The organism is Pseudomonas profundi (assembly GCF_008638305.1).
Taxonomy (GTDB): domain Bacteria; phylum Pseudomonadota; class Gammaproteobacteria; order Pseudomonadales; family Pseudomonadaceae; genus Halopseudomonas; species Halopseudomonas profundi.
This window is the reverse complement of sequence record NZ_VTPZ01000004.1, coordinates 1-13,695: the sequence shown is the minus strand read 5'-3', so window position 1 is coordinate 13,695 and position 13,695 is coordinate 1. Positions and strand designations below refer to the sequence as shown.

Annotated in this window: 13 protein-coding genes; 6 read left to right on the top strand and 7 right to left on the bottom strand. The window is 58.5% G+C overall.

What is annotated here, in order from left to right:
* Positions 1-8: 8 nt before the first annotated feature.
* On the bottom strand, positions 9-938 hold the full coding sequence (gene puuE, locus FZE95_RS06775) for an allantoinase PuuE (protein WP_263398682.1): 930 nt from the start codon (positions 936-938) through the stop codon (positions 9-11).
* 160 nt (positions 939-1,098) lie between these two features.
* Between puuE and FZE95_RS06770 the strand changes: the two genes are divergently transcribed.
* The gene (locus FZE95_RS06770) at positions 1,099-1,842 is read left to right on the top strand and encodes an aspartate/glutamate racemase family protein (protein WP_150300099.1); all 744 of its coding nucleotides are present in this window, start codon (positions 1,099-1,101) and stop codon (positions 1,840-1,842) included.
* 76 nt (positions 1,843-1,918) lie between these two features.
* On the top strand, positions 1,919-3,274 hold the full coding sequence (locus tag FZE95_RS06765; RefSeq protein ID WP_150300098.1) for an NCS1 family transporter: 1,356 nt from the start codon (positions 1,919-1,921) through the stop codon (positions 3,272-3,274).
* A gap of 80 nt (positions 3,275-3,354) precedes the next feature.
* Here FZE95_RS06765 and FZE95_RS06760 read toward each other — a convergent pair whose 3' ends face one another.
* The 5 genes from FZE95_RS06760 to FZE95_RS06740 all read right to left on the bottom strand — a co-directional run bounded on the left by FZE95_RS06760 (position 3,355) and on the right by FZE95_RS06740 (position 6,635).
* Positions 3,355-4,122: a GntR family transcriptional regulator gene (locus FZE95_RS06760; protein WP_150300097.1), complete on the bottom strand. Its 768-nt coding sequence runs from the start codon at positions 4,120-4,122 to the stop codon at positions 3,355-3,357.
* 178 nt (positions 4,123-4,300) lie between these two features.
* On the bottom strand, positions 4,301-5,323 hold the full coding sequence (locus FZE95_RS06755; RefSeq protein ID WP_150300096.1) for a CNNM domain-containing protein: 1,023 nt from the start codon (positions 5,321-5,323) through the stop codon (positions 4,301-4,303).
* Positions 5,320-5,847 carry an AsmA family protein gene (locus tag FZE95_RS06750; protein ID WP_223824991.1) on the bottom strand — a complete coding sequence of 176 codons (528 nt, stop codon included), beginning with the start codon at positions 5,845-5,847 and terminating at the stop codon, positions 5,320-5,322. The genes FZE95_RS06755 and FZE95_RS06750 overlap by 4 nt, the downstream gene beginning before the upstream one ends.
* 183 nt (positions 5,848-6,030) lie before the next feature.
* Complete coding sequence (locus tag FZE95_RS06745) at positions 6,031-6,375, bottom strand: hypothetical protein (protein WP_150300094.1); 345 nt, start codon at positions 6,373-6,375, stop codon at positions 6,031-6,033.
* Positions 6,363-6,635 (bottom strand): AsmA-like C-terminal region-containing protein, encoded by a 273-nt coding sequence (locus FZE95_RS06740; RefSeq protein WP_150300093.1) that lies wholly within the window; start codon positions 6,633-6,635, stop codon positions 6,363-6,365. The genes FZE95_RS06745 and FZE95_RS06740 overlap by 13 nt, the downstream gene beginning before the upstream one ends.
* A gap of 486 nt (positions 6,636-7,121) precedes the next feature.
* On the opposite strand from FZE95_RS06740, the gene FZE95_RS06735 reads away from it, so the two are divergent.
* From FZE95_RS06735 to FZE95_RS06720, 4 genes are read left to right on the top strand one after another with little or no spacing between them, the layout of a single operon-like run.
* On the top strand, positions 7,122-10,568 hold the full coding sequence (locus FZE95_RS06735) for a response regulator (protein ID WP_150300092.1): 3,447 nt from the start codon (positions 7,122-7,124) through the stop codon (positions 10,566-10,568).
* Complete coding sequence (locus FZE95_RS06730; RefSeq protein ID WP_150300091.1) at positions 10,565-11,398, top strand: CheR family methyltransferase; 834 nt, start codon at positions 10,565-10,567, stop codon at positions 11,396-11,398. The genes FZE95_RS06735 and FZE95_RS06730 overlap by 4 nt, the downstream gene beginning before the upstream one ends.
* Entirely contained in the window at positions 11,395-11,967 is a 573-nt protein-coding gene (locus FZE95_RS06725) for a chemotaxis protein CheB (protein ID WP_150300090.1), read from the top strand. The genes FZE95_RS06730 and FZE95_RS06725 overlap by 4 nt, the downstream gene beginning before the upstream one ends.
* The gene (locus FZE95_RS06720) at positions 11,964-13,136 is read left to right on the top strand and encodes a hybrid sensor histidine kinase/response regulator (RefSeq protein WP_150300089.1); all 1,173 of its coding nucleotides are present in this window, start codon (positions 11,964-11,966) and stop codon (positions 13,134-13,136) included. The genes FZE95_RS06725 and FZE95_RS06720 overlap by 4 nt, the downstream gene beginning before the upstream one ends.
* Positions 13,137-13,161: 25 nt before the next feature.
* On the opposite strand, the gene FZE95_RS06715 is transcribed toward FZE95_RS06720, so the two are convergent.
* Positions 13,162-13,695 (bottom strand): M48 family metallopeptidase (locus FZE95_RS06715; protein ID WP_150300088.1); only part of this gene is annotated, 534 nt, incomplete at its 5' end.

Genomic DNA, 13,695 nt, shown 5'->3' with positions numbered 1-13,695 from the left:
GTGTTTCCTTATACGGCGGCTGGAGCAGAATGATGTTCGGCCCAGTGACGGGCAATGTCGATACGGCGTGTCACCCAGACCCGGTCATGGGCCTCGATGTAATCCAGAAAACGCTGCAACGCGCGGAAGCGCGCGGGACGCCCAATCACACGGCAATGCAGCCCGACCGAGAGCATTTTCGGTTGCTCGTCGCCTTCGGCATAGAGCACGTCAAATGCATCCTTCAGGTAGGTGAAAAAGTGATCGCCGGTGTTGAACCCCTGGGGCGCGGCGAAGCGCATGTCATTGGTGTCCAGCGTGTAAGGCACGATCAAGTGATTATGCAGCTCACCCTGACTGTCAGCCTCGCGGGTCCAGAACGGCAGATCGTCGCCGTAGTAGTCGCTGTCGTACAGGAAGCTGCCCTCATCCAGGACCAACCGGCGCGTATTGGGACTATCGCGACCTGTGTACCAGCCCTGCGGTTTTTCGCCGTAGAGGCGCTGGAATATCTCGATGGCACGTTGCATGTGCTCGCGTTCGACGGCTTCGGGCACGTCCTGATAATGAATCCAGCGCCAGCCGTGACAGGCGATCTCATGGCCCAGCTCCTTGAACGCCATCGCCACTTCGGGATGCCGCTCAAGAGCCATCGCCACGCCGAACACCGTCAGCGGCAGACCACGCTTCTCGAATTCGTTGAGAATCCGCCAGACGCCAGTGCGAGACCCGTATTCGTAGATCGACTCCATGCTCATGTGCCGCGCGGGAAAGGCCTCAGCACCCACGATTTCCGAGAGAAACTTCTCAGAATGGCTGTCGCCATGCAGCACGCAGTTTTCGCCGCCCTCTTCGTAATTGAGCACGAACTGAACGGCGATGCGGGCCCGGCCCGGCCATTTGGCGTGCGGCGGATTTCTGCCATAGCCAACAAGATCCCGCGGGTAATCGGCACTGATACTCATGACTGCTTGACCTTTTTATATGGTGAATACGTCGTGGCGTCTGGACACCCGCCACTTATCTGCTCCGATAAACAGATCGTGTCTTTTTTGACCGAATTGATTGTATACAATTAAACTCAAACTTTGTGTACAAATCCAGCTACAGGCCACAGCCATGCATATCCGCGTCATCAATCCCAATACCACCCAAGCCATGACGGAGACCATCGGCGAAGCAGCCAGGGCTGTCGCCTCGCCCGGTACACGCATCACGGCTTCCCAACCGGACAGCGGCCCGGTATCGATCGAGAGCCATTTTGACGAAGCCGTCAGTGTCATGGGCGTTGTCGAAGAGATTCTCGCAGGCGAACGCGAAGGCACCGATGCCTACGTCATCGCCTGCTTCGGTGACCCGGGCATCTACGCGGCCAGGGAGCTGACGCGCGCGCCGGTAATCGGGATCGCAGAGGCGGCCTTTCATATGGCCAGCCTGATCAGCACGCGGTTTTCGATTGTCACGACCCTGCCCCGCACCATGATCATCGCCGAACATCTGCTGGAAAGTTACGGCTTCAGCCATAACTGCCGGCGTATTCGCGCGGCGGACATTCCCGTGCTTGATCTTGAAGACAACCCTGACCGCGCGCTGGAACTCATCATCGAGGAATGCCTGCGTGCCAAGCACGAGGACAACATCGGCGCCATCGTACTGGGCTGCGGCGGCATGGCCGACCTGACGCCCCAGATTACCGAGGCCGTCGGCCTGCCCGTGGTGGAAGGCGTGACCGCCGCCATCAAACTGGCCGAAGCGCTGGTGGGGCTTGGACTCAACACCAGCAAGTACGGTGATCTTGCGTTCCCCCGGCCCAAGCCCTTCGTTGGACGCTTCGAGCGCTACTCCAACCTGAAGCTGGACTGAACCTTGCTTTAAAAAAATTCAAAACCCTAGCCAGGAGCAAAACAATGAAGAACAACATGGACAGCGAGTCAGCCTCATGAGCCTAGCGACCAGCACATCAGCCGAACCCGTCGGCCAGAGCGCAACCAAAGCCCCGGGCGAGGAATCACTGGCGCCCCAGCAAACCCGCATCATGGGGCGCATTTCCTATCTGCTGGCCTGGTTTGGCGGCTGCGTCTCGATCGGCACTTTCACCATGGGCTCAAGCGTCGTCGGCAGCCTCAACCTGATTCAGGCAACACTAGCCATCGCCATCGGCTGTTTCGTCATCGGCGTAGCATTGGCTCTAAATGGTGCACCGGGGTACAAATACGGCATTCCGTTCATGGTGCAGGCACGCAGCGCATTCGGCTTTGCTGGCACACGCCTACCCGGCCTGGTTCGCGCGTTACCGGCTATCGTCTGGTATGGCTTTCAAAGCTGGATCGGTGCCGGCGCGCTGAATATGGTCTCTGCCACGCTGTTCGGCTTCGACAATCTGGTTTTCTTCTTCATCGCCTTTCAGTTCCTGCAGATCGGCCTGTCGGTCATGGGCTTTCAGGGGATCAAATGGCTGGAGAACATTGGCAGCGCCTTCATTCTCGCGTCGCTGGTGTATATGTTCTACAGCACGGTGCAGCGCTACGGAAATGAGCTGTCGGCCAATCTGCTGACCATGGAAGGTTCCTGGGGCCTGCCTTTCTGGGGCGCGACCATGCTGTTCCTGGGCATCTACAGCACCATGATCCTCAACGTCAGCGACTATTCTCGCGAGCACAAGCACGGCTCCAGTCCGTCGCTGCTGACCACGCTGTATTCGATGTCGATTCTGCCCTGCACGCTGTTCATGGGCTTGATTGGCTACATGGTCTCGGAAGCGACCGGTGTGGCCGATCCGATTCAGGTCTTCGCCAACGCAGTGGACAACACGCCGTTGCTGATGACTACGCTGCTGTTCATCGCCTTCGCCCAGGTCACTACCAACGTACTGAACAACGTGGTGCCACCGACCTACATCCTGATGGATGTGTTCAAGCTCAAGTTTCGCCCGGCAACCATCATCGTCGGCCTGCTGGCTTTCGCTACGTTCCCGTGGAAGCTGGTGACCGAAGAATCCGCGGCCGGCCTGCAACTCTTTGTGCAGACGTACTCGGCGTTCCTCGGGCCAATCTTTGCGATTCTGGTGGTGGACTACTATGTCATCCGCAAGCGCACGCTGAATCTGCAGCATCTCTACGATGCTCAGGGACCTTATAGCGGGCTGAATTACGCGGCGCTGGTCGCGACGGCAGTGGGCGCGGTGGTGGCGCTGACGTTCTCGTCAGTCTCCTGGTATGCCAGCCTGATTCCGGCAGGACTGACCTACTTCCTGCTCATGAAACACTGGGCGCCTTGCCAGCGCTTCCGTCAGTAACAGCGATTGAAGGCGGCTGATCTTGGTAATTCCGAGGTCAGCCGCTCCTTCTCCGGCATGCTTACGCCGGCGTCCCTGCCTCAGAGCGTTTCGCTCTCTTCGCCCTGATATACGGCAAACACATCGTGCAGATCAGGCGTTTCATCCTCCACGCCATCGATGGATAACGACGCTTCAATCGCATGCAGATGGGACTGCATGAACGCAGCCGCACCGTCACTATTTCCCGCCTCGAGCAGATCAACCAATTGATTGTGATCGTTGCAATCACATCCCAGATCATTTGGATGCCCGTATACAGCAAGAATCAGTGAAGAGCGCGAACACAGCTGCGCGACAAAACGTGCGAGCGTCTGATTGCCCGCCAGCTCAGCCAGACGCCCATGGAAAGCCGCCGACGCCTTGATTGCCGCGCTCTGCTCATGTCCCTTCAGCGCCTGTAATTCCTGCCGGGCCAGATCGCGCAGCTCTTTGATTTGCGCAGCCGTCACCCGACTGGCCAGGCGCGACATGAGCGCACTCTCGATCATCCGCCGTGCGTCAAAGACCTCACGCGCTTCTTTCGCCGATGGGCGCGCCACAGCTGCACCTTTACCCGGGGTCAGGGTGATCAACTGCTCCAGCGCCAGCCGTTGCAATACCTTGCGGATGCCTGTGCGGCTGATACTGAACACCTCGGCCAGGGCATCCTCACGCAGGCGCGCGCCGGGCTTGAGACGGTGCTCAATCACCGCGTTGCTGATGGCCTGGTAAATCGACTCGTGGCGTCCGGAGCCCTTTCGGGCAGGCTTTTTCGGGGCGACAGCATCAGTGTCATTAGCGGCGGGCGCCGATCGGCGTTCCTTCATGTAATGGTGTCTCTTTTATGCAGGGCAAAACAGTAAGGGCGGGCCACATTGTATACAAGCGAGGGGAATACAACGACGAAGATCTGCGCTCATGATCGAGCTAGCGGTGACACCTGACAGCGCTGGCCGGAACAGATCCGGCCGAGCGCCGCTCAAGTCAGGGCTCTGAGAGCCTCAGTTAATCGCGAGCTGCTTTGAGGCGGCTCTCCCACAACCGTCTCGCAAACCGGCGCATATTGGGGATATCGTCCGTCTCGTCCAGAATCGCTTTGCCCAGAATGGTTTCGATGATGTCCTCCATCGTTACCAGCCCGCCCCAGCTGCCAAACTCGTCATACACGAGACACATGTGTTGCTGCTCGTTCATCATCTGGCTCATGAGGGGTTCCACGCTCAATGTGTCCTGAGCGACCTTGATCGGCTTCATCAATGTCTCCACGGGCGCGTCACTTTGCTGAGTGCCCACCAGGTCATAACGGAACACCACGCCCAGCGGCTGCTCGTTCTGGTCAATAACCGGGTAACGGGAAAACTGACTCACAGCAACCCTGTCGATGAAGTCGCTGATCGCAACCTCCGGCCCCACATGCTCGCAGACAACGCGGGGAGTCATGATATCGCGCACCTTGATCGTGTGAAGATCCAGGATATTGCCGATGACGCGCTGCTCGTCGTCATCCAGCTCGTTCAGCTCCCGGCCGAGCAGCGTAAGCGCCTTGATTTCCTGGCGAATGTCATGCGTCGGCGGCTGCCCGCCAAAACAACGCGTGACGAGGTCCGACAACCATATGAAGGGCTTCAGTATCCAGATCATACCGCCAAGCAGCGTCGGCAGAATCGGAGCCAGCCTCGGCCAATATCGAGCGCCGATTGTCTTGGGCAGAATTTCAGACAGCACCAGGATCAGCAGTGTCATGACCGCCGACGCAACGCCCAGATAACCATCCCCGAACACAACCGTAACCTGCGCCCCGACGCCGGTGGCACCTACCGTATGAGCGACAGTATTGAGCGTAAGGATCGCAGCAAGCGGCCGGTCCACACTCTCTTTCAAGTGCTTCAACCGCTCGTACAGCTGTGGTTTGTCCGCTTTCTGGTTGGCAATGTAGCTGGGCGTCATCGATAACAACGCTGCTTCTAGAATCGAACAAAGGAAGGAAACTGAAATTGAAAGAATAGCGAACGCTATCAGGAGAGTCATACAAGACCAGGGTAGTTGAGAAGCTGTGAATTGTAGCCAGTTTCAGATCCGTTACGGTGAGTGATATTCACGCGATCCTTCCATTTTTGTTTCGGTTTGTGTTGATGCTGCACCACAGCGTTAGCCCTGGCCCGAGCTCTGGAATTCCTGCAGTGTTTCACGGCAGCCGGGGCCAGCGTCCTCCCCCAGGCCCAGCTCCAGCCAGGGTAGTATCGCCAGCGGCGGCGCAACCGGCCGGTTACTTCGCCACCGCCAACGCCTACTTGCACGGGCTCCACGGTCATCACGCCGCGGTTCAACTCCAATTCAAGCGACACGTCGTTCAGCGGCACACTGGGGCTGTTGAGCGTCTCGGCCTGATAGCGCACCCGCGCGCCCATGCTTTGCAGCGGTTCAAGGTTGAAAGAGTCGTCGGAAAAGATCTTGTCCGACTCAGGCTCATCGCCATTAACGCCTGCTTTTACCCACAAGGGCTCCAGGTCCTCAATATTCAATCGAGTCGAGTGCAAGGTCGCATAGAGCATCCGCCGGTCGCCCAGTTGCAGCCGAACGTCGCCGCTAAAATCGCTCTCCCCTAACTCGGCTTGCGCTCCGCACTAACGAATTATCCCGGCGCAGCCGGCCCACCAGCGCAAGGCAGGCAGCCCAGGCAAGTCAAACCCCGTAAGACCATTGGGACTGGCCGGACCGGGGCCGTTCATATGGACCTAAACATCAATAGCACCGGGGTCCATGGGCTGCACGACGGTACCGTTTATATCCAGCCGGGTTTCCCGGGAAACGAACCTGCCTTTGACGGGATAGGGTTGCTCGGATGCGGTGAGATCGAGCAGCGGCCCCACTTCGAGATCAAAACTGAATGACTGGCCATTCCGCGAGCCAGTGCCCTCAAGGTGCGCGCCCGGCCGTTCAGCACCGGCGATATCGCGTGACTGGGCGTTGAGCTGCAGTTGCAAATTCTGGCCGGGCGCATCGTAGCGCAGGTTCGAGTCGTTGATTGTCAGGGTGGCATCCGAGTAGCCGCCATCCAGCTCGCCGGTTACAACGCCCAATTGAGGATAACCCTGCGGGCTGAGAACTCTCCCAGGTCAACGCGTTCCAGCTGCAGATCCATCTCTACGCTCGGAGAGCCTGGATCAAAGCTGAGTGCGCCGGCCAGGCGGCTCTCCCCCACCTGGGCGTCCAGTTCGCCCAAGGACCAGGCTTGCTCGTCGTGGCGGACGTGCGCCTTAAGGTTGAAGGCGGGGATCGACAGGTCTGGTTGACCCAGCATCGCGGTGACATCGGCACCTGCCGGGGCAGACGGCTGCATGGTGGACCTTCGCCATTCTGCTCCTGAGCGCTATTGCCGCCGCTATTGGTGCAAATGTCGGTGCTAACCGCCCTGCCGTTACAGCACGCGAGCAAGTACATACTTGACAGACAAAGAGCATCTGGCGCGCCTGTGGTTTGGGCGCGCCTTTGCCAAGTCAGGCCCTACGCGGCGCAACAAATCGGCTTTTCCCTTTCCGTCGTCATTCTTGACAGGTCACTCGGCGATAGCGCGCTAGCTGCGCCTTCTGTGGAAGGCTCTGGATTACCGCCTGCCAGCGCTTTCGCCGCTACTCCCTGCAAATGTTACACTCCGCTGGTCCGGTCGGTAGCAAGAGGCCACGCCAACCCATGCTGGGTCGTTCAATCCGGGCGTTCCAGCCAAACTTTAATCGACAGCGCAATATGTGACTTCGTGCGGGCAGTCATCAATCCTCTGCCCTGGACCGTCCGAAACATCGCGCTGATTTGAAATTGCGTACATCACATGCATAGAAAAAGTGCGGGTGCGAGTACCAAGGGCACACTTGGTCTCGACCTGAAAGTTGCTGCGGGCCTGGCGGCCGCCTTCGTATTCTTCGTTTTGAGCACGGCGGTTGCGGTCTACACCACGCAGCTTCTCAAATCGAGCAACGAGAAAGTGCTGCAGACGCATAAGGTCATTGTCGCCATTGATAGTCTGTTGGTGGATGTCCAGGATGCCGAAACCGGCCAGCGGGGGTTTCTGCTCACGGGCGAGGAGCGCTACCTCGAACCCTACAACCGAGCGGTTTCCCAGGTAAGAAACCGGATGCAGGTGGTCGAGGATCTGCTCGCGAACAACGAGGCGCAACGCTGGCGTTTTGAGGAGCTTCAGGGGTACGTCACCACTCGGTTCCAGGAACTGGAAATCATATTGGGCATCTATGCGCGCGAAGGACGGGAAGCAGCGATTGCCGGTGCGAACCTTGAGCGTGGCAAGGCCGAAATGGATGCCATTCGGCAGGTGATTTCCGAGCTGCGCGAAGAAGAAGGCGTGTTGCGGACTCAGCGGATGGAAGCCATGAACAAGGCCTATACGGTCGCGTTCATCACCAGCGCGTTGTCCGGCGCGCTCGGAATAATCCTGACGCTGATCATCGCCGCCCTGATCCGCAAAGCGACTCTGGAGCGTCGTCGTGAACAGTGGCTGCAAGGCGCGCAGGTGGGTCTGGCGTCGGTGGTCATGGGCGAGCAGTCAACCGAGGAGCTGGGACAGAACATACTCCGTTTCCTTAGCAATCATCTCGGTGCCGTGGCAGGCGCCATCTATTCGCAGGACAACGGCCGGTACTCGCTGCTGGCGCGATATGGCGTCCCTGAAAACGGCGATCTTCCAGCTCATTTCAAGGGCAATGACAGCCTTTTTGCCCATGTACTGGAAGACCAGCGCCCGATTACCGTTGGCGAGCTACCGGAGGGTTATATCAGCTTCGGCTCCAGTCTCGGCCAGCAGACGCCGCGCTTCCTTGCGCTGGGACCCGCAACAGCGGACGGCGAAGTCAAAGCGCTCTTCGAACTCGGGTTCCTCAATCCCGTCGGCGATAACGTGCTCGCTCTGCTTGAACACTCCTCCGGGACCATCGCGGCGGCGATCAAGTCAGCCGAATTCCGCGCCCGGCTCGAGGCACTGCTTGCCGAAACGCAGCGTCAAGCCGAGGAAATGCAGGTTCAAAGTGAAGAGTTGCGGGTCTCCAACGAGGAGCTGGAAGAACAAGGCCGAGCTCTGAAGGAATCCCAGGCGCGGTTGGAGCAACAGCAGGTCGAGCTGGAACAGACAAACACACAACTCGAAGAACAGGCGCAGGAGCTGGAAGGCCAGCGCGATGAGCTGGAAAAAGCCAACGTGGCGATTCAGCTGAAGGCCCAGGAGGTCGAGCAGGCAAGCCGCTACAAGTCGGATTTCCTGGCCAATATGTCCCACGAACTGCGTACGCCGCTCAACTCGTCGCTGATTCTTGCCAAGTTGCTCGCCGACAATTCGGACGACAATCTCACGCCCGAGCAGGTGAAATACGCCCAGACCATTCAATCCTCGGGCAACGACCTGCTGAACCTCATCAACGACATTCTGGATCTGTCGAAAATCGAGGCGGGTCATGTGGAGATTCAGCCCGAAACAGTATCGACCGAACGGATGGTCAATTCCCTGCGCCATCTTTTCGATCCGCTAGCCAACGACAAGGGCCTTGCATTCTCACTGGAGGTCGCAGCGGATGCCCCGCGCTCCATCGAAACCGACCCGCAGCGACTGGAACAGGTGCTGAAGAACCTGATTGCCAATGCCATCAAGTTCACCGACAAAGGCAGCGTAACGCTGACTTTGCGCTCGCTGAGCGACGACCAGATCGCCATTTCGGTAATCGACACCGGCATCGGTATCGCAGAGGATCAGCAAGCGCACATCTTCCAGGCCTTTCATCAGGCTGACAGCACCATCAGCCGCAGGTTTGGCGGGACCGGCCTGGGTCTTTCCATCTCCCGCGAAGTAGTCAGGTTGCTGGGCGGCACCCTTCAGCTGAAAAGTCGCCCTGGATCGGGTAGCACCTTCACGGTGGTCATACCGCAGCGGTACCATGGCGCTATCGTCAGCACGCCGGCACCTGAAGTTCAGGCGTTACCGCTGGTACCGGGTTTCGCCACTCCGTCTGCGACAGTGCAGCCGAGAACACAGCTGCAGCAGCGCACAGGCGTGGTCGACGACGATCGCCTGAAGGGTGACGACACAGCTCGCAAGCTTTTGATCATCGAGGATGACAGATCCTTTGCACTGATCCTGCGTGATCTCGCGCGCGAGTCCAACTTCCTGGCGCTGGTAGCCGAAACAGCACATGAAGCGCTGGAGCTTGCTCGCCAGTTCCTGCCAAGCGCCATCGTGCTGGACGTGGGATTGCCCGATCAGTCTGGTCTGTCGGTCCTCGATCGCCTCAAGCGCGATACACGCACTCGCCATATCCCTGTGCATATCATCTCTGCCGATGACTATTCAGCGCGCGCTCTGTCGTTGGGCGCCATCGGCTATGCACTCAAGCCGGTACAACGCGAACAACTGATCGGGGTGCTGCAAGCGCTCGAAGCGAAAATCTCGCAGAACCTGCGGCGCGTGCTGATCGTCGAGGATAACCAGGTCCAGCGTGAGGCAGTAAGCGAGCTGATCAGCTCGCACGACGTCGAAACGGTCGGCGCTGGCACCGCGGCCGAGTGCCTGGCCTTGCTCAGGGAGCAGACATTCGACTGCATGGTGCTCGACCTGTCACTGCCGGACGCCTCCGGCTTCGACCTCCTGGAAACCATAAGCCAGGACGCCGCACACGCCTTCCCGCCGGTCATCGTTTACACCGGGCGCGTACTGACTCGCGAAGAAGAACAGACGCTGCGCAGCTATTCCAAATCGATCATCATCAAGGGTGCGAAATCGCCGGAGCGGCTTCTGGACGAGGTTTCGCTATTCCTGCATCAAGTGGTCTCGGAACTGCCGGACGAGCAACAGAAAATGATCCGCAAGGCTCGCAATCGTGATGCGCTGCTGGAAGGCAAGCGCATCCTGATCGTGGAAGATGACGTGCGGAATATCTACGCGCTGACCAATATCCTCGAGCCCCGCGGCGCATTGATCGAGATTGCGCGCAACGGCCAGGAGGCGCTGCAGAAACTGGATCAGTCACTCGACCAACCGGAGCATCACATTGATCTCGTTCTGATGGACGTCATGATGCCTGTCATGGACGGTCTGACGGCCACCCGCCATATCCGCATAAATCCGAACTGGAAGAAGTTGCCCGTTATCGCACTGACAGCGAAGGCCATGCCGGACGATCAACAGCGATGCATCGAAGCCGGCGCCAACGATTACATGGCCAAGCCGCTTGACGTAGAGAAGCTGCTCTCGCTGGTCCGGGTGTGGATGCCGCAATGATGGAGACGTTCGAAAAGATCGAAGACATCGAGATCCGCCTGCTGCTCGAAGCCCTGTACCACCGGTACCATTACGATTTTCGCGACTACGCCATGTCGTCGATCAAACGGCGCTTGAGGCAAGCGAAAGAGAATATGGGTCTTGCGACCATTTCAGCCATGCAGGAGCGCGTGCTGCATGATCCCGACATGTTGCCGCAGATGCTGCGCTACCTTACGGTCCAGGTCAGTGAAATGTACCGTGATCCGAGCTATTTTCTCGCCATTCGGCAACAGGTCATCCCGCATCTGCGGACCTATCCTTCGCTTAAGGTCTGGGTGGCAGGCTGCAGTACCGGCGAGGAGCTCTACTCGCTTGTTATCCTCTTCCGCGAAGAAGGCCTGGAAGAGCGCACGCTGTTCTACGCCACGGATATCAACCCGGACGCATTGCATCAGGCCGAAGCCGGTATCTACGATGCAGAACGCGTTCGACAGTTTTCGGAAAGCTATCGCCAGGCCGGTGGCAAGACGTCCCTGTCCGATTATTATCACAGCCATTACAACCGTTGCATCCTGGACAAGAGCCTGCGTCGAAACGTGGTTTTTTCCGACCACAGTCTGGTTACAGACCAGGTTTTCGGTGAAATGCACCTGATATCGTGCCGCAATGTGATGATCTACTTCGACCGTGACCTGCAGGATCGCGTGGTGGGTCTGTTCAAGGATTCGCTGCCGCGACAGGGTTTTCTCGGGCTCGGCGCCAAGGAAAGTCTGAGGTTCTCGACGCACGCCAATGCCTTCCGTGATTTCGTGCGCACAGAGAAAATTTACCAGAGGACGGATTCATGACCGGAGCATCGAAGGGAGCCGTGATCATCGGCGCATCAGCAGGCGCACTTGAGGCGCTGTCAGTCCTCCTGCCGCCGCTTCCCGCCGCATTCCCACTGCCGATTTTTGTGGTCGTGCACGTCCCTTCGGACAAACCCAGCGTGCTCGCTGACATCTTCGATGCCAAATGCAATCTGCGGGCGATCGAAGCGGAAGACAAGGAACCCGTCATGCCCGGCGCCATCTACTTCGCCCCGCCGAACTATCACATGCTGCTGGAAGACAAGCAGAACATAGCGCTATCGAACGAGGAAGAGGTGCTGTTCTCGCGCCCCTCGATCGATGTAGCGATGGAAAGCGCAGCCGATGTCTGGGGCGATCAGTTGATCGGCATCATCCTGACGGGCGCCAATCAGGACGGCGCCCGGGGGCTGCAGGCCATATCCGCAGCAGGCGGCATGGCAATCGTGCAAAGCCCGGACGGGGCCTACGCCAGGGCCATGCCCGAAGCCGCCATAGCGGCATGTCCGCAAGCGCAGGTTATGTCGCTCCCCGATATGGCCGCCTACCTGTCGAGGATTTCCGGATGAACACACCCGTCAAATTTCTCCTGGTCGATGATCTGTCCGAGAATCTCCTTTCTCTGGAGGGGCTTCTACGACGCGAAGGCCTTCTGCTACTGAAGGCGCAATCCGGCGACGAAGCACTGGAGTTGCTGCTCGATCATGATGTGGCGTTGGCATTGATTGATGTTCAGATGCCTGGACTCAACGGTTTCGAATTGGCCGAGCTGATGCGCGGTAACGAGCGCACACGGCGGATCCCTATTATCTTCGTCACGGCCGGCACCCATAGCGCTGAACGCCGGTTTCAGGGCTACGAAGCCGGTGCCGTCGACTTCATTCAGAAACCGATCGAGCCGGACATCCTGCGCAGCAAGACCGATGTCTTTTTCGAACTCTTCCTTCAGCGTCAGCTGCTCGCCGAGCAACGTGACCTGTTGCAAGCACAGGCAGAGGCTTTGCAACGGTCCGACAAGCGCAAGGATGAGTTTCTTGCCGTGCTGGCACATGAGCTGCGCAACCCACTGACCGCACTCAAGAGCGGGCTGGAACTGCTCGTGCGCAAGCCAGCTGAACCGCAGGCAGGAATGATCAGAAGCCTGATGGAAACCCAGATGTCGCATATCGTCCGACTGGTCGACGACCTTCTGGACGTGTCGCGCGTCACGCAGGGCAAAATCGAACTTCGCTTAGCGGTGTGTGACTTGCGAGAGGCTGTATGGTCGGCAGTCGAGATGGCTAAAGCGGCGATCGAGGCGCAGAACCATACTCTTAGCGTAAATCTGCCCGACCACCCGGTCGAGCTCTTGGCCGATCAGGTGCGCATCACCCAGTGCATCGCCAATCTTCTCAACAATTCCACTAAATACACTCCCAGCGGCGGACACATCGACATCAGGCTCGACAGCACGCCGACCGCGTCCAGCTTGACGGTTACCGACAATGGATTAGGCTTGACGCTGGATGCTTCCACAGCGATCTTCCACATGTTCGAGCAGGTCGAAGACCATCTTCAACATGCCCACGGCGGGCTCGGAATCGGCCTTGCGCTAGTCAAGCAGCTGGTTGAACTGCACGGCGGAACCATAAGCGTTTCGAGTGAAGGCCCGAACAAGGGCAGTTCCTTTACGCTCGAACTACCCAAGGTCGTTACTCCAAGTACCGCGCCTATCAAGCCGAGCGTTGCGCATAACTGATGGGAGCGAGAAGGGTGAATCCCCGTCAAACGCCTTCTACTTCAATTCCATGCTCGGCTAACCATGACTTGCGTTGCGCATAGTCTGGCATCGCGCGCTCTAATCGGCGCCAGAACTCCGGCGTGTGATGCGGCTCGTGCAGGTGTGTCATTTCATGCACCACTACATATTCGGCAATGTGTTTGGGCAGCAGAATGGTCTTCCAATGGAAGTACAACTGCGCGCCTTTACCGCATGATCCCCAACGGTAACCCAGATCCTGCACCCGCACCCCGCCGGGCGCGACGCCCATGCGCACCTGATAATTTTCAACCCGCACGGCTAGCCAGTTCCGCGCATGCTCGCCATACCAGCGAATGAAGTGCTCACGCGCCGCCCCCACTTCGCTGCGAAGCAGACGGAAGCGACCGGATATCAGTTTCAGTGGTACATCCTGTTCATCGACCAACTTGAGCCGGTAGCTGCGGCCGAGATAAAGAAAGCCTTCGCCATCCACATACTCCTTGGTCGGGATGACGCGCTGCAGGCGCTCCTTCTCGGCCAGCCGTGAGTAAATCCA